At 69.8% G+C, this 24,652-nt stretch carries 23 protein-coding genes; 9 read left to right on the forward strand and 14 right to left on the reverse strand.

Annotated features, from left to right (window positions below; genetic code table 11):
* Nucleotides 1-755 precede the first annotated feature (755 nt).
* The 6 genes from Sm713_RS05080 (at nt 756) to Sm713_RS05105 (ending at nt 5,918) form a co-directional block, all read left to right on the forward strand.
* Nucleotides 756-1,055 carry a hypothetical protein gene (locus tag Sm713_RS05080; protein ID WP_212908468.1) on the forward strand — a complete coding sequence of 100 codons (300 nt, stop codon included), beginning with the start codon at nt 756-758 and terminating at the stop codon, nt 1,053-1,055.
* A 203-nt stretch (nt 1,056-1,258) separates the two neighbouring features.
* Complete coding sequence (locus tag Sm713_RS05085; RefSeq protein ID WP_212908469.1) at nt 1,259-1,519, forward strand: hypothetical protein; 261 nt, start codon at nt 1,259-1,261, stop codon at nt 1,517-1,519.
* 27 nt (nt 1,520-1,546) lie between these two features.
* Nucleotides 1,547-1,930 carry a hypothetical protein gene (locus tag Sm713_RS05090; RefSeq protein WP_212908470.1) on the forward strand — a complete coding sequence of 128 codons (384 nt, stop codon included), beginning with the start codon at nt 1,547-1,549 and terminating at the stop codon, nt 1,928-1,930.
* A 244-nt stretch (nt 1,931-2,174) separates the two neighbouring features.
* On the forward strand, nt 2,175-3,221 hold the full coding sequence (locus Sm713_RS05095) for an AAA family ATPase (RefSeq protein ID WP_249416101.1): 1,047 nt from the start codon (nt 2,175-2,177) through the stop codon (nt 3,219-3,221).
* Between the two features lie 82 nt (nt 3,222-3,303).
* Nucleotides 3,304-5,130 (forward strand): VWA domain-containing protein, encoded by a 1,827-nt coding sequence (locus tag Sm713_RS05100; RefSeq protein ID WP_212908471.1) that lies wholly within the window; start codon nt 3,304-3,306, stop codon nt 5,128-5,130.
* A 77-nt stretch (nt 5,131-5,207) separates the two neighbouring features.
* Nucleotides 5,208-5,918, forward strand: coding sequence for a DUF317 domain-containing protein (locus Sm713_RS05105; RefSeq protein WP_212908472.1), 711 nt, complete (start codon nt 5,208-5,210; stop codon nt 5,916-5,918).
* A 270-nt stretch (nt 5,919-6,188) separates the two neighbouring features.
* Here the strand turns inward: Sm713_RS05105 and Sm713_RS05110 are convergent, their stop codons facing one another.
* Complete coding sequence (locus Sm713_RS05110; protein ID WP_212908473.1) at nt 6,189-6,353, reverse strand: hypothetical protein; 165 nt, start codon at nt 6,351-6,353, stop codon at nt 6,189-6,191.
* A 158-nt stretch (nt 6,354-6,511) separates the two neighbouring features.
* Here Sm713_RS05110 and Sm713_RS05115 point away from each other — a divergent pair, with 158 nt between their 5' ends.
* The 3 genes from Sm713_RS05115 (at nt 6,512) to Sm713_RS05125 (ending at nt 8,586) form a co-directional block, all read left to right on the forward strand.
* Nucleotides 6,512-6,721 (forward strand): hypothetical protein, encoded by a 210-nt coding sequence (locus Sm713_RS05115; protein WP_212908474.1) that lies wholly within the window; start codon nt 6,512-6,514, stop codon nt 6,719-6,721.
* Between the two features lie 217 nt (nt 6,722-6,938).
* Complete coding sequence (locus Sm713_RS05120) at nt 6,939-7,667, forward strand: DUF317 domain-containing protein (RefSeq protein ID WP_212908475.1); 729 nt, start codon at nt 6,939-6,941, stop codon at nt 7,665-7,667.
* Nucleotides 7,668-8,019: 352 nt separating this feature from the next.
* On the forward strand, nt 8,020-8,586 hold the full coding sequence (locus tag Sm713_RS05125) for a hypothetical protein (RefSeq protein WP_212908476.1): 567 nt from the start codon (nt 8,020-8,022) through the stop codon (nt 8,584-8,586).
* A 160-nt stretch (nt 8,587-8,746) separates the two neighbouring features.
* Here Sm713_RS05125 and Sm713_RS05130 read toward each other — a convergent pair whose 3' ends face one another.
* From Sm713_RS05130 to Sm713_RS05190, 13 genes are all read right to left on the reverse strand, one after another.
* Nucleotides 8,747-9,406: an HAD family phosphatase gene (locus Sm713_RS05130; protein ID WP_212908477.1), complete on the reverse strand. Its 660-nt coding sequence runs from the start codon at nt 9,404-9,406 to the stop codon at nt 8,747-8,749.
* A 24-nt stretch (nt 9,407-9,430) separates the two neighbouring features.
* Entirely contained in the window at nt 9,431-9,883 is a 453-nt protein-coding gene (locus tag Sm713_RS05135) for a hypothetical protein (RefSeq protein WP_212908478.1), read from the reverse strand.
* A gap of 14 nt (nt 9,884-9,897) precedes the next feature.
* Nucleotides 9,898-11,541 (reverse strand): restriction endonuclease fold toxin-2 domain-containing protein, encoded by a 1,644-nt coding sequence (locus tag Sm713_RS05140; RefSeq protein ID WP_249416102.1) that lies wholly within the window; start codon nt 11,539-11,541, stop codon nt 9,898-9,900.
* A 335-nt stretch (nt 11,542-11,876) separates the two neighbouring features.
* A complete protein-coding gene (locus tag Sm713_RS05145) occupies nt 11,877-12,662 on the reverse strand; it encodes a hypothetical protein (protein WP_212908479.1) in 786 nt (261 codons plus the stop codon).
* 402 nt (nt 12,663-13,064) lie between these two features.
* Entirely contained in the window at nt 13,065-13,880 is an 816-nt protein-coding gene (locus Sm713_RS05150; RefSeq protein WP_249416103.1) for an extensin, read from the reverse strand.
* Nucleotides 13,877-14,800 carry a bifunctional lytic transglycosylase/C40 family peptidase gene (locus Sm713_RS05155; protein ID WP_283249760.1) on the reverse strand — a complete coding sequence of 308 codons (924 nt, stop codon included), beginning with the start codon at nt 14,798-14,800 and terminating at the stop codon, nt 13,877-13,879. The genes Sm713_RS05150 and Sm713_RS05155 overlap by 4 nt, the downstream gene beginning before the upstream one ends.
* Before the next feature lie 5 nt (nt 14,801-14,805).
* Nucleotides 14,806-15,795 carry a replication-relaxation family protein gene (locus Sm713_RS05160; RefSeq protein WP_212908480.1) on the reverse strand — a complete coding sequence of 330 codons (990 nt, stop codon included), beginning with the start codon at nt 15,793-15,795 and terminating at the stop codon, nt 14,806-14,808.
* 46 nt (nt 15,796-15,841) lie between these two features.
* Nucleotides 15,842-18,253: a type IV secretory system conjugative DNA transfer family protein gene (locus Sm713_RS05165; protein WP_212908481.1), complete on the reverse strand. Its 2,412-nt coding sequence runs from the start codon at nt 18,251-18,253 to the stop codon at nt 15,842-15,844.
* On the reverse strand, nt 18,250-20,130 hold the full coding sequence (locus Sm713_RS05170) for a VirB4 family type IV secretion system protein (protein ID WP_212908482.1): 1,881 nt from the start codon (nt 20,128-20,130) through the stop codon (nt 18,250-18,252). The genes Sm713_RS05165 and Sm713_RS05170 overlap by 4 nt, the downstream gene beginning before the upstream one ends.
* Before the next feature lie 6 nt (nt 20,131-20,136).
* Nucleotides 20,137-21,081, reverse strand: coding sequence for a PrgI family protein (locus Sm713_RS05175; protein ID WP_212908483.1), 945 nt, complete (start codon nt 21,079-21,081; stop codon nt 20,137-20,139).
* Entirely contained in the window at nt 21,078-22,610 is a 1,533-nt protein-coding gene (locus tag Sm713_RS05180; protein ID WP_249416520.1) for a hypothetical protein, read from the reverse strand. The genes Sm713_RS05175 and Sm713_RS05180 overlap by 4 nt, the downstream gene beginning before the upstream one ends.
* Nucleotides 22,611-23,035: 425 nt before the next feature.
* Nucleotides 23,036-23,419 carry a pilin gene (locus tag Sm713_RS05185; RefSeq protein WP_212908484.1) on the reverse strand — a complete coding sequence of 128 codons (384 nt, stop codon included), beginning with the start codon at nt 23,417-23,419 and terminating at the stop codon, nt 23,036-23,038.
* Nucleotides 23,420-23,753: 334 nt separating this feature from the next.
* Nucleotides 23,754-24,545, reverse strand: coding sequence for a hypothetical protein (locus tag Sm713_RS05190; protein WP_212908485.1), 792 nt, complete (start codon nt 24,543-24,545; stop codon nt 23,754-23,756).
* Nucleotides 24,546-24,652: the final 107 nt, after the last annotated feature.

The raw sequence follows: 24,652 nt of genomic DNA on the forward strand, positions 1-24,652 counted from the left end.
TACCGACGCTGCGTCACCTCGGCTGTTTCCTGCATCTTCCAGTTCGTTTCCCACCTCCTACTCATAGGTGAAAGGCGGCACCGAGGCGTAGCCGCAGGTGCCGCCGTGCCGGGACCGCCGTGCCGGGACCGCCGTGCCGGGACCGCCGTGCCGGGACCGCCGTGCCGGGACCGCCGTGCCGGGACCGCCGTGCCGGGACCGCCGTGCCGGGACCGCCGTGCCGGGACCGCCGTGCCGGGACCGCCGTGCCGGGACCGCCGTGCCGGGACCGCCGTGCCGGGACCGCCGTGCCGGGACCGCCGTGCCGGGACCGCCGTGCCGGGACCGCCGTGCCGGGACCGCCGTGCCGGGACCGCCGTGCCGGGACCGCCGTGCCGGGACCGCCGTGCCGGGACCGCCGTGCCGGGACCGCCGTGCCGGGACCGCCGTGCCGGGACCGCCGTGCCGGGACCGCCGTGCCGGGACCGCCGTGCCGGGACCGGGTGGCGGCGCGCCGAATGTCGGTGCGGTTGGTTCCTTGGAATCGGTCGTGTCCACGGCCCGCGACGACGCCTTGGGTCGTGCTCTCGGAATTCTTCCTGATTTCCCGTCGTGAATTGGTGGGAACTCCAGCATTATCAAGCCGGAATTCCGCTTCGAGAATTCCTGGATCGAGCTATATTTAAGTTGTTCCCGGAAAGGGAAAAGGGAATCGGGGAAACATCAGGCGAGTTCAAGCTTGAATGTGTTTCCGCGTGCACAAGAGAGGTGTCGCCATGGATGATCGCACACGAACAGTGAATGCGGTACAACTCCGGCAATCAGACGCGCTGAACTGGATCACGTTCCAGACCGTGATCTGTCGGGACGAGTGGGTTGAGTTCGGCTTCGGCGAGTTCGGACAGCCGGTGACATTTTCCGGAGTGCTGATGGCGGTTGAGAACGGGCAGACTCTGAGCCGAAGTTGGTCACGAGTATGGGTTTCCCAGTGGGCCCCTGCCACCGGGAAGAGTATCGATATCACGAGCGTGCTTGGCGGTCACTGTACGGTCACCATTACCGAACTCGAAGACTGAACCCGGCCCCGAATCGAATGTGCCACCCAGGGCGGTCAAGACTGCTGCTAGGACCCGCTTGGCGTCAGTCACGCCCTGGGTGAGCACGACGGGCGAGCAGTTCGGAACTTATGGCCTGAAGCTCTGCTTGCCAAAAAACGAGAAATCGAGCGACAGGTGAAGTGTGCCTCGTGAAGGCACGCGAAATTTGAGAGAGGAGAGAAATGGACATCAATGTGATCCTGCGAATTTTGCAGGAAGCAACTGCGGACATCGAGTCGGTGAAACGCAACCGGCGGGCTCGCTGGAGCGCCGAGTATGTGCAGGTCCTCAAGGCCTTCGCCGCCTTGGACGCCTGGATCAGTCAGGGAAAGCCCCTGCCCGAACTCTGGGCAGTCCACCACCGCCCGCCGCAGCCGCGTCGCGAGCAACGTCCTCAACTGCTCCCGAAGGTGCCCAGGCCCCGTCAGAAGCCGCAGGAATAACCCCCGTTTCACGAAAGGTGAGATGCCGTGACCAGCGACTCCCACAGACCAAGATTCTGGCTTGGTACCCGGTTGGCCGCAGGAGCTTTGAACACCGGGAATCCCTACACGGATTTGGACTACGCCAGCCGCGAAGGTGAAGAACGTCTACGCCGACTATCCGGACTGGTGGCCCAGATGGTCTTCGAAGTCGACTGGCTCGACGAAGAGGCCGAGATGCAGCGCCGGGATCTCGCCAGCATCGTCACCAGCAGCGATCGGCGGACCGGACGCCCGTACGACGAGGCACCCAGTGCGCGAATGGCAGCCCTGCGTTTGGAAGCCCTCTGCGCCTACCGGGACCACTCAGCCAAGTTCCTGCGCCGACTGCTGGCCTCCTACCGGGACGCCACCGCGCCCGAGACCTCCTGACCGGTCGGGGGCGCCGCCTGGAGCGGCGCCCCCGCAGCCCCACCCCCGAAAGGCCCCTGCTGTGACCCAGCCCAAAGCTTTTTCGTCTACCGCCGCGTCATCCTCCTGCGCACCCCCGTATGCTCCGGCAGCCTCGCCGACCCCGGTGAACACTCTTGGCGCTGTTCCAGGCCAGGCGTGGAAGGCCCGTCCGGGGGAGTTGCGGGCTCGGGTTGCGAATGTCCTGGCTGATCGCGAACCGGCAATGTTCAGCGTTACCGAACTGTCCAACCTACTTGGGCACTCAGGCGGAGCGATCGGCAACGCATGCGAGACCCTGGTGGGTCGGGGTGAGGCTGAGCGAGTAGGCGGCAAACCCCGGATGTACCGGGCGACGAGCCTGACCTCTGCAGCTGCGCACCGTGCCAGGTTCACGGCGACACCGCCCGGCCCACCCCCACCTGCGCCGAGTCCCAGCACGCCACCGCCGCCTCGGGCCCGAAGAGTAGAAGGGCGGCCCCTGCCCATCGCGCGCCCGAACGGGCAGACCTATCACCCGCGTGTCCTGGCTGACATGCCGGACGTGGACGCTTTGCGGAAACTACGCGAGGCAGGGGTCGCGGTACTCCTGTACGGACCGCCGGGTACCGGGAAGACCTCTTTGATCGAGGCCGCGTTCCCCGATTTGATCACGGTGGCCGGAGACGGGGACACGACGGTCGGCGACCTGATCGGCGAATACACCCAGGACGCGGGCGGTGGCTACGAGTTCGTCTACGGCCCGCTCGTGAATGCGATGCAGGAGGGCCGCCCCCTGCTCCTGGACGACGCCACCCTGATCTCCCCCAAGGTGCTGGCTGCCCTGTATCCGGCGATGGACGGCCGCAGACAGATCCAGGTCAAGGCGCACAAAGGCGAGACGATCATCGCCGCCGACGGCTTCTACGTGATCGCCGGACACAACCCCGGCGTACACGGCGCAGTCCTCACCGAAGCACTCGCCAGCCGCTTCTCGGTCCAGATCCAGGTCGGCTCCGACTACGACCTGGCCGCCTCCTTGAAGATCAACCGGACGGCGGTACGGATCGCCCGCAACCTCGCCACCCTCCAGCAGGCGGGCGATGTCGGCTGGGCGCCGCAGCTGCGGGAGTTGATCGCCTTCCAGAAGATCGCCGACGTCCTGGGCACCGAGGCGGCGTTTGCCAACCTGGTCGGCGTCGCCCCGTTGGAAGACCGGGATGCGGTCGCCGAGATCGTCACCAAGGCCATCGGCCGCCCGGTCAACGCCCTGGCCCTGGGCCGCCAGCTCTGACACACCGCCCCGGTCCCGGGCCCTCGCCAGGCCCCGGGGCCGCCCCCCCCACGACTCACTCCTGGACGGAACCGCATCTGCCATGCCCGCACCCATGCACATCCTGCCCGCCCCGCCCGCTCCGAGCGCGACCGAACGAGACCTGGCCCGCTGGGAGGACGACGGCGGCCCCATCTACGACGCACGACCGCACCCCCAGGCCGGGCACTGGCTGCGGATTGCCGCCGCCCTGACCGAGCGGCTACCCGAACTCGCCGAACGCGAAGACGTGATCGTCTCCTGCGAGAGAGGCACTCGTTGTGGCGCCCCCGCAGCCTTCTACCCGGTCACGGCGCAGCTGGAGCTCGACAGGGCCATGTTCGCCCCCCTGAACCCGGCCACCATCAACCCCACCCGGGTGGGCGACGAGGCGAACTACCCGATCGCCTGGGGCGCGTTCACGCACGAAGCGGCGCACGCCGCCCACACCCGGTGGACCACCCCACCCTCGCTACGTGGCACCGCCCTGGACATGGCAGCCCAGATCTTGGAGGAATCCCGCGCCGAGCGCGCCCACCTGTCCCGGCGCCCCGCCGACCGCACGTTTCTGCGCAGCGCCCTGCACACCCTGGTCCTGGACGATTTCACCAGCCAGACCCCCACCGACCGGTGGCAGGCAGCGACGGCCGCAGGGCTGATCCTTGCACGGCGCGACGCCGGGATCCTCGACCCTGACGAGACCGAGCCGGTCGAACACACTGTCACTAGCATCCTGGGCACCGACCTCCTGGACACCCTTGCAGCGATCTGGACGGTCGCTCATGCCACCGCTGACGATGACGGGCAGGTCATGGTGGAGCACGCCCGTGCCTGGTGCCAGGCACTCGGTGCCGCACCTGATCAGCCCGAACCGGCCCCAGACCCCCAGAGCGGGCGCGTGGGCGAACTGGCCGAGGTGATCAGTAAGGTCGCCGCTTCGGTGAGCGCGAACGAAGCCGCGCAGCGGGCCGCCCAGGCCCGCAATGATGCCGCCCGCACGGCCCGCACCAACGCGAAAGCCGCCCAGGCCGCACACGAGCGGCAGGCGGTCGACATCGCCGAGAAGGTCTTCGTCCCCGGGGCCCGGCCCTTTACCCCTGACAGCCAGCGTGAGCGGGCGAGAGGTCGCCGTGCCCTGTCACCGGTGACCGGCACTCGGCCTCCCACATCGGCCGAGAAGGCGGCGGCGGGACGGCTGGCCCGTGCACTGCGGGCTGCGGCCTACCGCGAACGCACGATTACCGTCACCGCATCGGCCGCACCGCCTGGACGCCTCAACATGCGCGGCGCCCTCGCCCGGGACGCCCAGAAAGCGGCAGGCGCCACCCCCACCGCCCAGCCCTGGATCCGCACCCAGCGCCGCCAGGGCCCTACCCCGCCGCTGCGCGTCGCCATCGCCGTCGACGTCTCCGGTTCTATGAGTGCCGCCGCCGCACCGATCGCCTCGGCCGCATGGATCGTGGCCAAGGCTGCCGCTCTCACCGACCCCGACTCCCGCACCGCCACCATCGCCTACCGCCGCGCCCTGACCGCGATCACCGCACCGGGCCGCGTCCCGGCACAGGTAACCGAGTTCAGCGCCGACGGAGGCGGCCACAGCCTCGCCGAGGCCACCGACGCCCTGACCGCAGGCCTGGACCTCAAGACACCCGGCGCAGGCCGCCTGCTGGTGATCGCCTCCGACGGCCACTACCGGCGAGAAGAGGCCCAGGCCGCCGCCGAACGCATCGCCGCCCTGCGCGCGGCGGGATGCGCGGTGCTGTGGCTCGCCTTCGAGCCCGACCCACGCCCACTGCCCGGCACCACCCTCCTGGAACTCGCCGACCCCGCCCAGGCCGCCACCGCGATCGGCAAGACCGCCACCACCGCCCTCACCACCACCCACCCCTGAACCCCCGAGCTGGGACACCCCGGCCCCGGGGCGGCCCACCTGGCACAACCCACGCTGTGACGAAAGGAAGCGTGACCATGCACGCACCCCACAACCCCCCGTATCTGATCAGCCCCCGATACCTGGCAGGCCCGGACGAGAACGCCACCACGGCCGTAGCCGCCCAGCTGCTGCACAGCAGCTGGTCAAGCGGCCCGTACGGGCAAGGCACCGTGTACTCGCACCACGCCCCGAGCTGCCTCCTCGAAGCCGTCCACATCCCCACGACCGGGGATCGGCCATGTCCGGCCGACGGCTGGGAGTTCACCGCCCGACCCGCCCCGGGTGCGGCGTACGCCTGGTTGGTGCACTTCGACCAGGCCACCCCGCCCGAACTGATCGCCGCGTTCACCGGTGCTCTCACCGCCGCGGACGAGGACTGCGCCAACGGTGATGGACCGCGCTGTCTGGCTACGCCAGGACCGCCCGAAGAGGCGACCGGACCTCTGGAGGCGGCGGGCTGGATCCGTGATCTCGCGCAGTACGAATGTGCCTGGTACGGGCCTGGCCAGCAGGCCGTCGTCGTCACCCCGCTGGCCCCGGACGAGTACGGAAACGGCGCAGCGAGCTGGTTGTTCGCCGCCCGCCGTGCCATCGACAACATCGCCCTGTGGTACGCCACCGCCCACCCCGACACCCCCACCTACCTCATCCACGCCCTGTGCACGGCACTTGCCGATCCCGCCCCTGTACCCCGCCAACAGCGCCCGGGCCCCGAGGTGGGCGCCCTCACCATCTCCCGCCCCTGATGACCAAGGCCCGATCGGCGTCGCACCGCGTGGCGACCGGATCCGTTCCCGCACCAGCCAAGACGACGGCCCGGCTTACAACCTGGTATCGCCGAGCCACGACACCTCAACGCAGCAGATCCCGACTGCCGTACACACCGCACGGAAGGGCAACCGGCCGTGAACCCGTACCACCGCTCCACCACCGACCGCCTGCTCACCGAGGCCCATATCCGACTCGCTGCCTGTCCCGACCAGGCTGCCCCGCCCCTGCATGACCTGCTTGCCCGGCTAGTCGTCGAGCTCTATGACGACGACGAACTCGGTAGCCACCCGCCCTCGCTGGGCCGCGTCGTAGACCAGGCCGCCGCATGCCTGCTGAACCTGGCCTTCCCCCAGCGGACGACCAGTACCTTCGATGACGATCTGCCTGCACGGCTGGAGGAACTCGATCACCTCCCGCTGCCCAAGCGCCTTCGCCTGCTAGAGGCCGCCACCCGTCACACCACCTCCGCCGCACAGCAGCCACCAGCGCGACACCGCAGCGGGCCATGCGCCTGCAGCGGCTCGAGCATCTCCGTCGCTTGCGGACACGCAGGCCCCCGATGACAGCGATGAACCAGCACACCACGCGCGACGACGCTGACAGGCCCGGAGGAAACCCCTTCCGCGATGACGGCGTCGAGTCCACAGCGGACTACGGCGATCCGTACGCCGACGTCGCCGACGCCCTGGCGATCTGTCGAGGCTACGCCGACGGCCCCGACCAGGGCCGCAGCCTCGCCCGCGTCCTGGGCACGCTCCGGCATATCACCCCGCCCTGACCGCTGAACCGAATCAGCCCGCAGCGGGCATCCGATGGCTTGGCCTCGGCACTGCTCCTGATCGCCGTGGCCGTGCCGTACCCACGGGCCCGCTGTCCCCACCGTCTGACCCGCTCAGGCCGTCACCGAAGTCGCCAAAGCCACCGCCCACGCGCTAGCCACCGCACGCCCTCAAGGCCGCAGGCCTGGGCACTCTCCCCGGAATGAGAGAAGACGCATGTCCAAGTACCCACCCCGCAACCTCTCGTACCTGGTCACGCCCCGATACCTGGCAGGACCCGACAAGGCCGCGACCGCCAACGTGATCGAAGAGATGCTGGCCAACCGTTGGCACGCTACGCGCACGCGCGGCGCCCTCGTGCTGCGCCTCGACCACCAAGATGAACTACTCGAAGTCCTCCACATCCCCCAGCGCGCGACAGCGCCGGACGGCAAGTGCCCCGCCATCGGGTGGGAGCTCACCGCCCGCCCCGGACCCGGACAAGAACGCACCTGGGCCGCACGCTTCACCAGGGACACCCCGCCCGAACTGATCGCCGCACTCCTCGCAGAAGCCACTCGCCCCCGCACCACCCCTGCTTCGGCCGACAGACGGCGCAATCAGCCGGCACTGCTGCCGGTAGCAGAGGCCACCCGTCCTCTGGAGGCTGCGAAATGGATCCGCGATCTGGCCATGCACGAATGCGCCTGGTACGCGCCCGGCGAGCGCGCCGTCGTCGTCACCCCCCTCCAGCCCGAGGCGCCCGATCGCGAAGGCGCGCACTGGCTCTTTGCCGCACGCCGCGCCACTGAAAACGTGGCCCTGTGGCACGGGACTGCGCATCCCCACACGCCGACCCACCTCGTCCGTGCCCTGTGCGAGGCCATGACCGATCCGACGCCTGTGCCTCGTCAGACGCACCCGCCTTTCGACGACGAGGACCTGACCGTCACTCCACAGAAGTGACTGGAACTGAGCTGCCACCGGTTTGGTGAGGCACAGCGAGGCCGTAGGGGATCGAGAGCGGTTGCTGGGCGGTATTCACCATGCCGATATCGCGGGCGGGAATCGGGCGTTGAACGCGCCGATGGTTCCTTCCGGGTGCGCTGTTCGTAGGCGGTGGCTCCTTGCCGATGACACGAGTCGTCGAGCGGGGCCAGTGGTGCGGGCGGGACGAGGCGGTCGCGCTTGTCGGCAAGGTGCCGGTCCGCCGGGAGACGCCGGGGCTCTCGCGCTCGTCGGCGGTCGAGCCCCAAGGTGCAACACGGGCCGCCTCTTGGCCTGTCGGGCTGCCGGGTCGGAGCCTGGAGGGTGAACGTTGATCGAGGTCGCAGACGTGGCTGCCGCCCGCCGGGCGCTGGCCCGCCGCATGCTGCGCTGCCCGGACTGCGCCGCCCTGCTCAAGCCGTGGGGCCGGGCCATACCGCGCACGGTCAGCGACCTCGACGGCGAACCGGTCACGATGCGGCCGGACCGGGTCCGGTGCACCGCCCGCCACCGCACGCACGTGCTCCTGTATGGCGACCTGCTGCCCCGCCGCGCATACACGGTGCGCTTCCTGGGCCAGGCCCTGGCCAGCGCCGTACGCGGCCACGGACACCGGCAGATCGCCGCCGAACTCGGCGCCCGGAGGGCACCGTGCGCGGCTGGCTGCGCCGAGGCCGCGCCAACCGCCGAGCGGCTGCTGTGGATCGGCGTCCAGGCCGTCGTCGCCCTCGATCCCGACGCACTGCTCACCACGGGCCGCGGAGACCCGCTCGCTCACGCCATCGAGGCGCTGGGGGCCGCCGCCGTGACCGTGCACCGCCGCTTCGGCCACGGGCCGCGCGAGATCTGGCCGCGGATCGCACTGCTGCCCGTGGCCGCCTGCTCGCGCCCTCCCTGACCGGGTGAATCGCCGGCGCCGTTCCCGGCAGCAGCCTCCCCGAAGACCGGCGCGACCCGAAGTCCCATTGTTATCGTGGAGGTGGCGGTCTCACACATCCGTCCGGCACCTTGTCGATGAGAGTGATCCCTCGCCGACGACGCCCGATTCGCCGGAATCTTCATCGGCACCGTGAACGCCCCTCTCGTCGGCATCCTGAGTGCCGGTCAACAGAGCGCATGGCTACGGTCTCGGCTTCGGTGGCAGCGCACACGGTGGTGATTCCCAGGGCTTGGGCCGGAGGCAGGTTGGCCTCGTTGTCGTCGACGAAGAGGCACTGCTGTCCAGGCACGCCGAGGTGTTCGAGAGCCCGCTGGTAGATCAAGGGGTCGGGTTTGGCCACCTGTTCACGTTCGCTGATGACGTGCACGTCGAACAGCTCCCACACTCCGCAGTGGGTGTACGGGTTGAAGGGGTCCGTGCCGAAGCTGTTCGAGAGCAGGGCGAGCTTCATTCCTGCCGCACAGGCCGTACGTGCGAGGTCGATCATTTGGGTGGCTGGGCGGACGGCGCGCCAGGCGCGGCCCATGAGGTCGTGGTGGTCCTCCAGCCCGAGGATGCGTGCGGTGCGCCGGTTCCACTCGTGCTGTGCCATGGCCCCGGTTTCGAGGGCGCGGTAGAGGCGTCGGCCTTCCGGATGTTGTCCCAGAGCCCACTCCCACGCGCCTACGGGAAGCCCCTCGGCCATGCACCACGCCTCATGAGCCTCGCGGATACCGACAGTGAGCACGCCGCCGAAGTCGAGGATGAGAGCCTGGTAAGGCAGACGATGGCGGGACATGGCTGGGCTCCTTCACCGGTGACGTCATGCGTGGGCGTCGATGTGTTCCTGGAGCATGTGGGCGATCTCGGGTACGTCGCTGTGGGCTGGGATCTGCTGGTAGTCGGTGTCGCCGCTCTCCAGGGCCGGTTCAGTCGTGAAGAAGATCAGGTCTGGTGCGGGCGCGAGGGTGTCGCGCAGCCAGCGGGCGAGAACCGCGGCCTCCTGCGCGGAGGCGGTGATCGCCGTGACGGATCCGACCCCGGGGTAGGGAGTAGTGGCCAGCCCCTCCAGCCAGGTGCCGCCGCCCAGCGGAATCTCGAAGGACAGGGTGTCGGCGTCGCGTGGCCCCATTCCTCCTTCGGGAGTTGCCGAGCCGCCGGGGAAGGATTGCAGGAGGCGGTTGGCGAAGTCCTCCAGGTTCAGGCTCCAGGCGCCGGCGTCGTCGACGGGCGGGGCGAAGCTGAAGGTGGTCCGGCGGGCGTCGGAGTGCGTCATGGGGCGTGGTGCTCCTACGGGACGTAACGTGCGGTGCCGGTCACACCGCTCATGGCCATCATGCTCTGCCAGTACGGTGCGGAGTCCGGATCGTTGGTGATGACCTCGAAGCCCCGAATCTCGTCGTTGCGGGGATCGGCGAAGGCGGCCTTGTAGCGGGCGAGTTCTTTTGCGTCCTTGACGTACATGCCGTCGCGGTGGGGATCGAACTTCACCCGCCCCTGCGCGTCCACCTTTGGGGGTGTCCCCAGCGTCCGGTCGACCTTGTCGAGGTTGCGGAAGGTGTTCCGGCAGCCGGGATCGCGGACGTGTTTGGCTTCGACGGCGTATCCGTCCACGGGACGCATCCCGTCGGCCATCAAGCCCCGCCCGCTGGCTCCGGTGGCCGAGGAGGGCAGCGGCACCTCGCGCTCGGGGTATCCGGCCACGCGGAGCTGGTAGGCGTTGTCGGGGTCGGTGGGCCCGCCCCCGCCGGCGAATCCACCCGGGGGTAGGGAGTTTGCCCAGGCACGGAACTGTGCCTGTTCGGCTGCGCTGAGGATCTGTGTGGTGCCTGGGTCCGGCGGCAGGGGATCGCGGTTCAGCGTTGGATCGAAGCCACTCCCGCGGGACATGATCCCGGGCGGCTGTGTCGTGTACGAGGCCAGGGCCATCGGGACCGGCACGGGAAGCGGGAGCGGGGGAAGCAGCGGCAGCCCGGGAAGACCAGGGCGGTCCGATCCGCCTGGGATCTTGACGCGCCGTTGTGAGGCGTCGAGGGCGTGTGCGACGTTACCGAGACGGCTGATCCACGGATCGCTGGTGACGGCGTCGTTGAGTCCGCCGTCGTAGCCGTTGCCTCCGAAGATGGGCGAGTCCCAGGGCGCGTCCATGTGGAAGGGATCCATCTCATGCTGCTGGATCTTCTCCTTGGACGCCTGGACATGGTCAGCGTACTGGTCGCAGGCTTTCGCGAGCTGGTGGCATGTCGCCACCAGGTTGGCCACCAAGGTCTCGTCCTGCTGCGCCTGCTCGGGTGGAGTGCCGAAGCCTACGAAACCGGCGAAGTAGCGGCGGAACGCTTCGGCGGCCTCGCCGGAGTGCGCGTGGTCGGCGGTGTGCGCGTAGGCCTGGGCGTCCTCAAGGAAACGCAGCATCAGCTTCCCGCCGGCACGCCAGGATGCGGCGACATCACGGAGCTTCTCCGGTGAACCACGAAAACGACTGCTTCTGCCACCGGGGGCGTACTGGTCGTACCAGGCGGTGTCTCCGATGACCTCGGGGAGATCTTGGCCGAGGTCGATGAAATTCTCCGTGCAGTCCTGGGCTGGGTCGCCCATGCCCTGGGTCAGATCCACCTGTTTCTTTAGAATGGACGAGGCGATGTGGCTCTCGTGTGCCATGAACTCACGGACATTACGCATCAGCCCCCTGCCTGTTTCGCTCATGACGTAGGCGCTGAAACCCATCTTGTCGAGGGTTGTAGACGCCGCCGATTTGTACACCTTCGCGAAAGCATGCCCGGCATCGTCATCACCCGCCATGCCACGTTGCCGGTCCAGTTCATGGAAGAGCGCAATCGCGGTATCCCGGGCCCCTGGCATCACCGTGTCGATCATGCCCATGGCCGCCTTGATCATGCCTTCGGCCACAACCCTGAGATCCGGCGCCAGCCCCACCCCGTGCCCCTCCATGCCCACGCCCGGCAACAGCCACCGGGCCTCCCAACAGCCTATGAGCAATGTGCGCTATGGCGCATGCCCAACGCTCCGTCCGTTGACCACTTGGCTGGATCCGGACTGTGAGGGACTAGATGACGGCACTGGATGCAGCAATCGACTACGGTCGCGAGGTCAACGGGAGCTAGTGAGTTATGTGTGCCTCTTGATTCCCGTTTCAGGTGCCGAGAGACGCGGCAACGTCCGGATTTTTCGAGAGCGGGGCACGTGGTAATGGCGCGAGAGGGAATAGCGGGGTGCCCCTTGATGGAGCACCCCGCCACCTGGAAATTGGTCTACGACTTGCTTTCCGATTTTTTTAGTCGGTAGGTGCGGGGACGTTCGTCCACCTGCTCAGCGATGCCCTGTTTGGTGAGCGTGACCAGGGCGTTGGCGATGGCGCCGGAGGACTTGTCGATAGCGCGGCTGATACCCGTGGCGGTGAAGGCCTTCTCGGGGTGTGCTCGCAGATGTTCGACGACCATCTGGCGAAGTCCGCCGGGGGCGAGCCGCTTGCGCGTGCCAGACGTGCGGCTGACCCGTGTCTGTACATCAGAGGTGGGGTTTTGCTGTTCGCTGCTGCCAGATGACTCCTGGCTCGTGTGCGCCTGCTGCGGTCCGTCGTGTCGTTCGTCACCCGCTGAGGCCGTACCGGCGTCAGCAGTTCCGTTATCGGGTGTGATGGGGGCTGCGCCCTCGCCGGGTTCGGCGTTGCGGACTTCCTCGCTCGTCTCGGCTGCGTATTCGGACCGGTTGCCGCCGGGGTCCTCGGTGTGGTCGTTGTCGCCATGGCCTGGCGGGTTTGTGGTCGCCGCACGCCACAGGTCGGGGACCCGGCGCGGGCCGTCGTGTCCGCCGTGGATGCGGATCGCCAGTCGTTTGTTCTCCAGTGCGGCCAGGGCCTTGCTGATCGTGGAGCGGCCGAGGCCAGCGGAGACGGTGAGTTCAGCGGCCGTGGCTTCCTCGGTGAGGGCGAGTAGGTGAGCGTGGACTGCGGACTGGGTGTCGGTGAGCTCGTTGTGCGGTTTCGGGCTTGCGTGGGCGTCGGGTGTGGCGGTGTCGTCATGGGTCGTTGTGGACATGGGGTACCTCGTTTCGCTTCGTGAGTGAAGGGGGTGAGGTCCCCGGCCGGGGTGCGGTGCCGCGTGCGGCGGGCCGCGGGGTTCATCCGGGCGCGTGCGCATCGCGTGTCTCCCGGGTGAATATGGCCGTGTAGGGCGAATCCACGGTTGCCCGTGGTCTGTCCGCTGCGTCGGCCACGACCATGGACGCTCCGCTCCGCGACGAAGTCAAGCGACGTCACCCGTGCGGGTCTGACCAGATCAGAGCGGGCGGCGAAGGTGCAACCGTCGTTGGGCGGGGCGTCGGCCGTCGGTGATGAGCGTCGCGATGAGGAGCTGTGTTCCGAATTTCTCGGGCCGAGCGGTGGTGGGATAGCGATTGGATCGGAGCCGAGCAGGCGATCGGTCGGCCGCTCTTGGTGGTCAGAGCTGCGGATCGGTGGTGTGGGTAAGGAGCCGCTCGTGGATCTGGCGAGCGCGTCGGGGGCCGATGCGTAGTTCGGTGCGTAGCTTCCAGACGCTCACCGGCTTTCCAGAGGCGGTGCGGGCGGTGTTGTTCATCGACACGGCGCGGGACCACAAGTCGGTGTCTGTCACCCCGCCCTCGTCCATGGGGGCCCCAGGACCCGGTGTGTGCCGAGCGCACGGCAGCTCGTCGTCAAGGCAGTTCTGCGGGAGAGCGCTGTGGTGGTGATCGGTGGCGGGGCAGGGCTGGTCGCCCCGCTCCTGGGCCGATCCGGCCGGATCGGCGGTGCGGCGCTCGGGTTGTTCCGCGGGGACAGGCCAACTGGTCCGGTCCACCAGGTCGGTGAGGCATCGACGGTATGCGGCGATCGTTTCTGTGAGGGCGATCAGGAGCAGTGCGGGGGTCAGGTGCAGTAGTACGGCTGCTGGATCGGCTCGATCGGGCCAGCCGATGTGCCGATCAGGCCAGAGGCTTTCCCAGGTGTTCATGAGGGCGGCTGTGCATCCGGCGCCCCAGCGCAGTGTGGTCGACCAGGCTGGCGGGGTGATTCCCCAGGCGGCGAGGTGTGCGTCCATGTAGAGGACGCCGGCCAGGGTGGTGCCGATCATCGGGTCGAGGAGGATCGCGATCGGGAGCGGTACGTCTCGGCTGGTGGCGAAGCGGGTGACGTTGACCGTGGTGAAGATCAGAGCGAGGAACCCGACCGCGCACAGTACCCGGGTCATGGTTCGCAGCAGTGCGACTGCCTCGCGGATCGGGATCTGTCTGTTCACCTGGTCTTCCCTGCTTCAGAGGGCCTGGTTGCGCCTTGGAAGGACGGCGAGTTCGTATGGGCGGGGCCCTGGCGGACGCCCGCTCCCGGGTGGGGGGCGTCGATGGCCTGGCCGTGACCGGTGTAGAGGGCGACGTGGGCGATGGAGCGGGGGCTGATGCCGAAGAACAGCAGGTCCCCTGGCGCTAGAGGTGCTCCCTGGGCGAGGCGGGGGCCGTGGTCGTACTGGGCTTGGGCGGTGCGGGGGATGGCGATGCGGGCGGCGTGGTAGGCGGCTTGGGTGAGGCCGGAGCAGTCGAAGCCGGCCTCGCGTGGGCCGTTGCCGCCCCAGGCGTAGGGGGCGCCGATCTGGGCGCGAGCGTAGGCGACTGTGCTGGTGGCGCTCCTGGTTGGAGCGGGTGTGGCCACTGCGTACCGGGTGGCGATCTGCAGGACCTGGTTCACGTAGGCGTCGCTGTGGTTGTAGTGCCAGATGGCGCGCCGTAGGTCGAGGCCGTGTTCGGCGCCGTTGGCGCAGAGGAGACGGGCTGCGGCGTGGACGGCGTCGACCGGGTCCCAAGGGGTGGGCGGCTTCTTCCCGCCGGGCGGTACGGGATAGGCGTAGGCCTTGAAGGTGGACGGGAGGAACTGCATCGGGCCCAGGGCGCCCGCCGAGGAGATCATGGTGGGGTGGCGTGCGTGGTCGGTCTCGACTTTGCCGATCGCGGCAAGGATCGTCCAGGACAGGCCGGGGCATTCGGAGGCGGCTCGCTGGTAGAGGGTGCACATGTAAGCAGGGATGTCTGGCAGCGCGCACCTGCTCGCGGGAGCCGTCGCGCCGTCGAAGGGCGGTCCGTTCAGCAGCGCGGCGATGGACAGGACGGCCAGTAGCGGAAGGACCAGGATGGCGCTGCCGATGCCGGCGACCGTTTTGCCCAACATCGAGCTCAGGAGCTGGCCTCTGGTGAGGGCGGGAGCGGGGGTACGGGCAGAGTGAGGGGCGTGTCGGCGTCGGAGGGCTCCACAGCGTTGGCTGGCCTGAGGTGGGTGAAGTGGGTGGCGAGGCGGGTGAGCGTGGTGCGTTGGCTGTCCGCTGCTGAGAGGGGGCTCCACCAGGGGCCCCAGGGCGTGGTGGTGGTGAAGTCCGCCGAGGAGGTGGCGATGCTCAGGCCGAGATCGCGTGCGGGATTCGCCAGGCGGCGCCGGATGGCCTGGTCGCGGGAGGCGGTACGGGTGTGGATGAGCAGAGCTGGCCGGGCGCCGTCGGCGGTGGTGAAGGCGGCGTAGCCGGCGAGTTTCGCCTCGACACGTGCCAGGGGCTGGCTGCCGGTGTCGTACTCCAGGAAGAACGGCAGCACGACGGGGCCTTCGCGGTAGTGGGCGTAGGCGTCGGGTCGGATGATGTCGCCCCAGCGGCGGGCGCAGGAGCGTTCGGAGAGCCAGAGGGCCAGTTCGGTGTCGCGGGCTGTCCGGGTGTGGGCGGCGAGGTGAGTGAGGAGTTCGTTGACGCCGAGGTCGTGGCCGAGCCAGGGGGAGTAGGCGATGCGGCCCGTCGCGCTGGGGCGCCAGCCGAGCGCCGCGGGGTCGAGGTTGGCGTGGGCGGCCAGCAGGGTCGCGCCGGTGCGGCCGAGTGTGTAGTGCTCGGGGGCTGAGCCGGTGGCGGTGAGGGGTCGGAAGGAGTCCACGAGGGCGTATAGGTGCAGGGTGCGCAGGCGGCGCTGGGCTGTGCGGGGTGAGGGGTAGGCGAGCCGGGCGATCTGGTGGGTGGTGAGGACGCGGTGCTCGTGGAGCATCCGTGCCAGCCAGATATCTCTGCCGGTGAGGCGGCGGGTGAGGGCGCTGATGTCCGTGGGTGAGGCGGAACGGTGGCGGGTGGCGGCGGCCCGGGCGGTGTAGCGCGAGCCGGGGCCCTGGGATGGACGGGGAAGTGCGGGCATGACGCATCACCATCAGAAAGAGTCGGGGAACCCGGGGCGCGGGTGTTCAGGGGCGGATGGCTGGGCGTGGGCCGGCACGGCCGCCGGCAGCCGCGCGCAGGTCCTTGGCCCGGCCGGGCACGGGTGCTGGCAGGGGCTGGGTGGTGAGGGTGAAGGCGGTGGTGTCCGCTCCGTTGGCCAGCAGGTGGGCGGCGGCCTGGTAGGGCCCGAGGTGTGCCAGATCGTGCGCGCTCAGGGTGGGCAGGGTGTGCCGTTCCAGGGCGGCGGCGTCCTCGGGTGAGGTGTTGAAGAAGATCTTGTTGCGGGCGTTGGCGGAGATGCCCTCGCGTAGGTCGCGGGGGAGCTGTGCGAGGTGCTGGTGGGCCAGCAGCATGGACAGGCGGTAGCCGCGGGCCTCGGCGAGCATGTCCTCCAGTGGGTAGGGGAGGGTGAGGAAGTTGTGCGCCTCGTCGATGCTGAGCGTCGCGTCGATGCGGGAGCGTTCAGGTGTGCGGGCGCGGGCTGCGGCGGCTTGCCAGGTGCCGGCGACGATGAACGAGCCCAGCAGGCGGGCCGTCTCCTCGCCGAGGGCGCCTTTGGGTAGGCGTGCCAGGAGGATGCCGCCGTTGAGGATGTGACTGAGGTCGAACGTGGAAGGGCCTGCAGCGATGGTGCGGCGAGCGAAGTCGCGTAGCAGGAAGGCCCGCAGCTTGTTCATCACCGGGCCGACGACGGCCGCGCGGGAGGGCTCGGACATGGACTCGTACCAGTCCCAGAAGCCGCGCAGGACTGGGTCCTTGAGGGCGGGGACGATGCGCAGGCGGTAGGAGCTTTCGCCGAGGAGGCGGGGGACGTCGGCGAGGGTGACGAGTTGGTGGGTGCGCTGGCGGTGTTTGAGGAGGGTCAGGCAGGCGGCGCGCATGAGGTCGTCGGTGCGTGGGCCCCAGAAGGCGGTGAAGATGCGGCGGAAGATGCCGGTGATGTTGTCGACGACGACGTCGATGTCGGTGCCATCCAGGACGTTGAGGCAGGGCGGAGTGTGCGGGTCGTCCGGGTCGATGAGAACGAGCCGGTCCGCGCAGGTGTCCGGGAGGCGCCGAAGGAGGTCGGTGACGAGGTCGCCTTTGGGGTCGATGACGATGACGCCGCGTCGCTGCCGGACGTCGTCCAGGGCGAGGTTGGCGATGAGGGTGGACTTGCCGGAGCCGGTGGCGCCCATGACGTGCAGGTGGTGGCGGGCGTCGGCCACGTGCAGGCCGACTGGGCGGCGGGATCCGGCCTCGGCGCGGCCCAGCGGTTTGACGGCGTTGCCGGGTGCCGGTTCGGGGATGGGCGGGGGCGGCAGGACGGATCGGGCGCCGGCGCGCTGGAGGCCGGGTGCGTCCGGATCGACGGGTAGGTGGGCGAGGGCGGCGAGCTCGGGTACCGAGAGCAGGGCGGGGCGGGAGCGCGGGAAGTGGCGGGCGCTCAGGTGTGGCTCGGGGCGGCGCAGGCGGGTGCGGGCGAGGTAGTTGCGTTCGGCGTACAGGCCGAAGGCGGAGGCGAGTGCATGGGCACGGCCGCGTGCCACGTCCTCGGCACCGCGGGCGCGTTCTGTGCTGGTGGAGCAGGTGGCGGCGTAGGTGAGGGTGCACTGCCACTGTGGGCCCGCCAGTTTGGTGGCGGACTGCCGGATAGCGGTGCTGTGGTCGGGGTCCTGTTTGCCGGTGGTGGAGGGCTGGGCGCGGTGCAGGAGGAGCAGGGTCAGGGCCAGCGCTCGGGTGGTGGGCTGTCCGGATTTGAGCATGCGGGCCTGGCGGCGGGCTCGGCGCAGGGCGCTGCCGGTGGCGGGGCGGGCCAGGATCTGCACGCATGCGGACTCGTCCTCGCTCATGCCGGTGGCGGCCTGGAGCAGCGCGCGGAGCGGGTCGGTGGGGTGGTCGGTGCGCAGCGGCAGGATGTCGGGGCGGGCCGAGCGCAGACGTCCGGCGCTCACGACGCGTCCGGGTGGGATGAGCGGGGCCGGGTGGGTGGGCCGGGTATGGGCGCCCGGCCAGGCGGCTTCCACGGCGCGGCGCACGAGACCCAGCGGCACAGTGCCCGGCAGCCACAGGCGGATTGCCAGTCCGGTGTGGGTGAAGGTGTACTCGAAGGCGAGGTGGGGTTGGCCGGTGGTGATCCGGCGCCACCAGGGGCGCAGCAGTCCGGTGAGCTGGGCCCACAGGACCTCGCCGCCCTTGGGGGCGACGGCGGGTGGTGCGAGGATCTCCACGCAGCGCGCACCCTGGAGCAGACGCCGCTCACGCCACACACGCACACGGCTCCACAGCACCCAACCGCCGGTCACCGCGACGGCCACGCCGGGGATGAGGACGGGTGCCTGGTCGGCGAGCCACACGATGGCCTGCTTGCCGATCGCGGCCCACAAGCCACCCGGGTCGGTGAAGAAGTCGACCAGCGGTCCGTCCGGCTCGGAGATGTCGTGCCCCAGGGCTGTCATGATCCGAGCCCCGCGTCGTAGCCGAAGGGCTCGTCGACGGAGGTGCTGTCCACGCAGAGCCCAGCGGCGTCGGCATCCTCGTCGGCGTGGTGGCGGGCGGTGGCGAGTTCGCCCGGGTCGGTGGTGATGACTTCGTGCTCGCCGGGTGCGGCGACGCTGATGAGGGCCACCTTGTGGCGGCGGTCGCCCGTCAGGAGCAGGGCCTCGCCCCGGGTCGCGGCAAGGAGGAAGGCGCGCTCGCCGTGGCAGAGGTGGAAGTTCTCGCTGATCGTTTCGATGGCCTGGGGGGCTTGGCGGAGCAGGATCTGGGTGGCGGCGTTGGAGACGATGGCCCGTCCGAGTGGGGAGGCGAGGATGTCGTCGGCGTCCTGGGTGATCACCGCGAGGCCGGTCCAGTATTTGCGGGCGGCTTTGGCCAGGCGGAAGAGGAAGGCGGCACCGGCGCCGTCGCGCATCAACCGCCACGCCTCGTCCACCACGACCAGATGTCGGCCAGCCTGTGTGCGGTAGGTGACCTGGCGCCAGATCACATCCAGCGCCAGCAGCATGGCCGGTGCCTTGACCTCCTCGGGTAGCTGACGCAGGGCGAACACGACGAGGTGCCCGGAGGCGGAGGCGGTGCTGTGACCGTTGAACAGGGCCGCGTGCGAACCGGTGGTGAAGGGGGCCAGCTGGTGGGCGAGAGCGACGGCCGCCTCGCTGCCGTCGCTTGTGAGGACGGTGGTGAGGTCGGCGAGGGTGGGCGGGGTCCGCTGCCAGGTACGCGGGTCCGTGGTGATCCCGGCGCGCGCATACGTGGCCAGGAGCGCCTTGTCCAGCACAGCCTTCTCGCCTGGGGCCGGATCGGTGCCCAGGAGGACGGCGAGGAAGGTGTGCAGGAAGAGCACACGCCGTGTCAGGACATCGTCACGGCTCCCGGTGGCCGTCGGGACGTCGAAGGGGTTGAGGCGTACGCCGTCGGCGCCGAGCGCGATGACGTGTCCGCCGACGGTGTCGGCCAGGCGGACGTATTCGTCCTCGGGGTCGATGACGGAAGCGGTGACGCCGGTGAACAGCAGCCGGAGCAGTTCGAGTTTGGTCAGGTAGGACTTGCCCGCGCCGGAGCGGGCCAGGGTGATGGAGTTGTAGTTGTCCTGCGCGAAGCGGTCCCACACGACGGGGGCGCCGGAGACCGTGTTCAGCCCATACAAGACTCCCGATGCCGTGCCGTCCTGATCGGTGGTGAGGGGGAGGTCGGGGCTGGTGAAGGGGAAGCAGGCGGCGAGGGCTGCGGTGTCGAAGGTGCGGCGGATCTTGAGGGTGTCGATGCCCAGAGGGAGGGTGGCCAGCCAGCCGGGCAGGGCCCGGTAGGTCGTCGGCGCAACCGTCATCAGCAGTGACTCGGCGATCGCGCGGACGGCTGCGGCCTGCTCGGCGAGAATGTTCTCGTCGGGGGCGTGCACGGTCAGGTAGAGGGCGAGGTGGAAGAGTTTTCCCTCGCCGCGGGCGATGCGGTAGGCGAGGTCGGCGGCGTCCGCCGCGGCGGCCTCGACCTCCGGCTCGTCCAGGTGCCCCTTGTCGAAGGTGGTACGGCGGCCGGCCTCCAGCCGGGCACGTTGCCTCTTCAATCCGGCCGCGGCGACCGGGTTGGGAACGGGCTCGATGTGCAAGGCGATGTCGAGATGGCCGGGGAAGTTCAGCAGGGGCGCGAGCCAGCCGGGGGTGACCTCGGCCGGATAGCCGGTGACCACGAGCGTGGTGGCCAGCTCCGCGCCGATAGCCAGGGCGCGGGCGTGCACCTCGACGGACTCGGGCCCGGCAACCTCCAGCAGTTCAGCGCCATCAACGGCTGACGGCTGGCTCACGACGTGGCGGCGTTTGAAGCGGAGCGCGGTCATACCAGGTCACCTTCCGGTGGGCGCCGAGACGGGCGGGACGGGAGTGTCGGGGTTGCAGGCCGCGCGGACCAGCTCGGCGCTGTGCTCGACATCCAGCGGAGTGACAGTGACCTCCGCGGCGGTGAGCGCTCGGGCGGCCTCAGCCACGCGCTGGAGCACTCCCTCTTCTCCCGCGTGCCGATGCGCGCCTGACACGGGGGCCTCTTCGCGTGCGACGAGGACGATCTGCCGGCCGAGGAGGTTGCCGGTGGTGGCCAGATCGGCGAGGAAGTCAGCGTGCGCCAGAGCCGCCCGCTCCAGCGCGGGGAGCGGCAGTGCGGCGGCATCCTGCTGGAGGGCATCGGCGAGCGGTGCCAGGTCGATGCGGTGGCAGCGCACCAGCAGCTGGGTCGGGCCCGTCAGGGAGTTGAGCCACCGGGCGAACCCCGCGGTCAGGCTCTGCTGCTCGGCCATCGAGCGGAGCTCGAAGTTGATCGTGGAACACGTCGCGAGGGCCGCCTTTCCCGCAGCGCCGAGTTCGAGCACTCCGCCCGGGGTGATGCCGTGGTAGGGCATGCGCATGGCGATCGGACGAGTACCTGCGGACTCGGCCCAGCGGCGGGGCACGACGGCGGGTAGTGGCGGTACGCCTTCGGGAGCGTGGACCCGGCGCCCGCGGGTGCGGATGTGGGCGAGGGCGGCGAGCAGGAAGCGGTCGAGGCTGATGCCCTCCCGGCGGCCGAGCGTGACCGCGGCCACCGCCCCGGCGATCGGGATCACCAGGGCGGCGTAGGCAAGCGGCGCCATGAAGGAACGTGTGGCCCACCAGCCGCCATAGAGCACAAGCACGGCGCCGGCGAGGAGCACTGTTTGCCGGGCCGTGAAGGGGCCCAGGACGCGGTCGGGGCGGGAGATGTCCGCCGGGATGCGGGTGGCGTAGGGAGGGTCGGCTGCGTCGTCAGCTTTGTTCACGAGCGATTTCCCTTTCGTGGGGGTTCGAGGGGCAGCCGTAGCTGCACAGGCCGCGGCGGGCGCACGCGGACGCGCGCGGCGGGTACGGGGAGCGCCAGCTGACGCGCACGCGGGGCCGAGGCCGCCCGCGTGGGGACGGGCTGGGCGGCGGAGGACAAGGTCGGTCGTCGGGCGCCGCGGGGCTGGGCGGCGGGGGGACCAGCGGAGGGACCGATCGACGTACCGACGACGTGGGCCGAGCCGGGCGAGCGAGACTGAGAGGTGTGGCCCGGCCGAGAAGCGGCGCCGGGCGTTGCGGACGAGGCGGGAACCGCCTGGGTGCGTGCGGTGGCGCTCCGGTGGGTGCCTGACCCGGCAGCGGCGCCGCTGGTGCGCTGACCGGCTGCTCCCCGGCCTCGCCCACCACCGGGTCCGGGCCCGCCGGCCAGCGGTCGGCCACGGCGGGGTCCGCCGCCGCTCGATTCTGGTCGGCGGCCACCAGCACCACCGGGCCAGCCGTGTCCTGGTCCTGGTCCTGGTCCTGGTCGGCCTCCTCCCCCACCGGATCCGCCCGGTCTTGGACGGTTGCCTCCACCACTGCCGGGTCGACCACCAGTCGGTCCGCGGGGAGCGCCTCCGCCACCCCCGAGCCCGCCGCGCAACGAGGAGCCGAACCCAGCACCGCCTGCCGGTCCCCCGCGTCCTCGCAGCAGGCGCATGCCGGGCAGGTAGTGATCCATGAGCCGGTACAGCGCCAGGTGTTTGAGGATGCGCACCCCGGTGGGCGCGTGCGGGTTGTGCACGGGCGTACCCCGCAGGATGACCTGAAGGGTCCACCCGGGGATCTTGAACAGCACCCAGAACAGGGCCACACCGGCGAGTACCGTGCCGAGCTGGTCTGACTTGGGGATACCTAGTGTCGTGGCGCCGGGGGCGAAGAACAGCTTCAGAGCCAGGACGAACGTCATCGACTGGGCAACCTGGATGACCAGGCATCCAGCCAGGCCACGCCACCACAACCTCGCGACCGGATCGGTCAGAGGATGGGCATGACACGCCAGCATCAGGGGCGCACCCACAGCAAGCAGCGCCATCACCGCGATGCGCACCAGAAAGCCGATCAGCACCGCGAGCACCAACGCGATCATCAAGATCGCCAAGAGAAGCACGTACAGCTTCAGGCCCGGGACGCCGAAGAGAGCGAAGGGCAGAACCCGCTCGACCATGCCCTGCCCGGCATCCGACATACCGGTTGCCATGATCGCGTGGGCCAGAGCATTGGACAGGCCGATCGCTTGTCGCATCACCGTCAGCGAGCTGGCCGCGGCAGCCATCCCCAGGAGCAGACGCGGGGCGATCTGCCGCAGGGCATAGCGGGTCTGGACCGTTTCGTAGCCCATGACCGTGATACCGCCCGCGGTCACGAACACCACGTAGATCCCGGTCGTGATCCCCAGCACGGCCGCCCACAGCCTCTTGATGTCGGCGTGCCGGGTGACATCGGGCGTGGCCAGAAGCGTGTCGGCGAGGAACTCGCGTACCGGCCGCATGACCTGTTCGATGAGCGTGCCCAGGAACGACGTGATCGCGTCTACGAGCAGGCCGGGGATGTCGAAGAGTCCGGGACCGCTGCCTGTGGTGTCGCAGTCGCTTGGATCGCCGTCCGCCTCGCATGCTGCGGGGGTGGGGCCGGGCGTCGGCTCGGGAGCCGATGGCCGTTCGGACTCCGGTGTGGGGCGCTGCGGGGCAGGTGTCGGGCCCGGGGCGGGGCTCGGTCGTGGCCCACGCTCGGGTGTTGGTGGAGAAGCTTTGGGGCTGGGTTCGGGTTGTGGCTCGGGCGGGGGCGGCTCGGGAAGCGTCGGAACCACAGCAGCCGTAGCCGTGGTGTGCGCCAAGGCCGGATGGGCGAGCGGCAGCAGTACGAGGGAAACCAGAGACAGCAGGGGCAGGAAGAGGCTGAAGAGCTTGGCGCGGTTCACTGCCCGCCCCCACCGTCGCCGACCCCGACGATGCCCTGCAACACGGACACGATCACCGGAGCCAGGACGGCCAGCCCATAGCCGATGGCAGCCGCTTTCAAGGCCCGTTTGGCAGCTTCTACTTCGCCAGGGTCACCGCCGGCCGTCAGGTACCGCAGCCCGCCGAAGGTGAGGAACAGGGTGGCCAGTCCTGCGAGAAGACCGATGATCCACTTACGCAGGTTCGTGATGACCGTCGGGATGTCCGCGACCGCCCACCCGCGCGGCGGGTCCACAAGCAGCGCCACCGTCGTGAGAGCGGCGACGAAGGCCAGCCGGAGCAACCAGCGGCAGAGTCGTCGCACCGTGGGTCGGTACGGATGACGGAGCCGTGTGGACATGGCGGTACACCTCCATCGGTCAGAGCGGGGACGGGGCAGAGGAGCGGGCAGTGGACTACCGGGCGCACGGCAGGCAGGCGCGGAGGTGAGCGGACCCCTGTCCCCGGGGCCGGCCTCCTAGCGGTGGCTCGGTGGGAGGGGTTTCTCGGGTGTCAGCACGAGACGGTCGTGCTCACCCCCGCGCGCTGCGAGGCCCGGGTCCGGGCATCGGCCGCCGCCCGGGTCCAGAACCGGCGGCCAAGCCGGTGAGCCGGCTCGGTCGCTGTCACCCTGAATAGAGATCCCAGCGGCGGGAATTGTCATTCCGCCGTCGAGGATCGCTGAGCCGGGTGACCTACTGGGCCTTGAGCCGACGCTGGAGATGCGTGGTCAGGTGGTGTTCGGCAGCGGTGCGGTACCGGTAGAGCTGACGCGTGCTCACCCCGCGCTCGGCGGCGAGGCGACTCATGGACTCGCCATCGAGCCGGGTACGGGCGATCAACCGTGCCTCGGTCACGTTGACCACGCCGGCCTGTACGGCGAGAGCGAGTACCGACAGCTCGTCCACCGTCTCATCATGAACGTGCAGCCATGACGCGGTGGAGGGCGCCTCGATGTGGGCTGCGCCTTGGTCGGTCTCGCGGGCGGCACGACGGCGTTCGGCGTACACCAGGCGGTGCACGGCCCGGTCCGCGGCGCTGAACAGTTCGCGGTCCGGCCGTTCGGTGCCGGGGTTCACGGTGTGCAGGGCGGTGGCGATGGCGGCCAGGGCCTCCTGCTCGATCTCGGCGCGCTCCAGATGAGCGGGACGGGCGAGGCGGGCGAGCATCCGGCGCAGGACCGGAACCGTCATGGCGACCGCGACTAGGTCCCACGGCTCGCCCAGATCGCGGGCGCGCCGGATCACTTCCCGCCAGGTCCGCTCGCGTAGTTCCGCGCGGGTGGACGGATGGGCCAGGTGGGTGCGGATCCGATCGACCGGCCATGCCGCACGGTCGGGCTCGTCGCACACCAGGTGCGCGGGCAAGGTAAGCGGCTCCACCCGCCGGGCGAGGGAGAGGAACGCCTGCTCCAACTCCGTCAGCGGGGAACGAAGCGGGCTCTGGCAGCGGGCGGAGGAGCGGAGAGTCTGGTGGCGGTGGTGCATGGTGCATCTCCAGGAGACGGCGTGGACAACTTCCGCCGCCATCCCTCGCAGCCCCCCGTGCCACCACCGATCCACCCGCACGCCAGTGCCGCGCCACCCGTAGCCGA

Origin of the sequence: Streptomyces sp. TS71-3 (genome assembly GCF_018327685.1) — a bacterium.
Classification (GTDB): domain Bacteria; phylum Actinomycetota; class Actinomycetes; order Streptomycetales; family Streptomycetaceae; genus Streptomyces.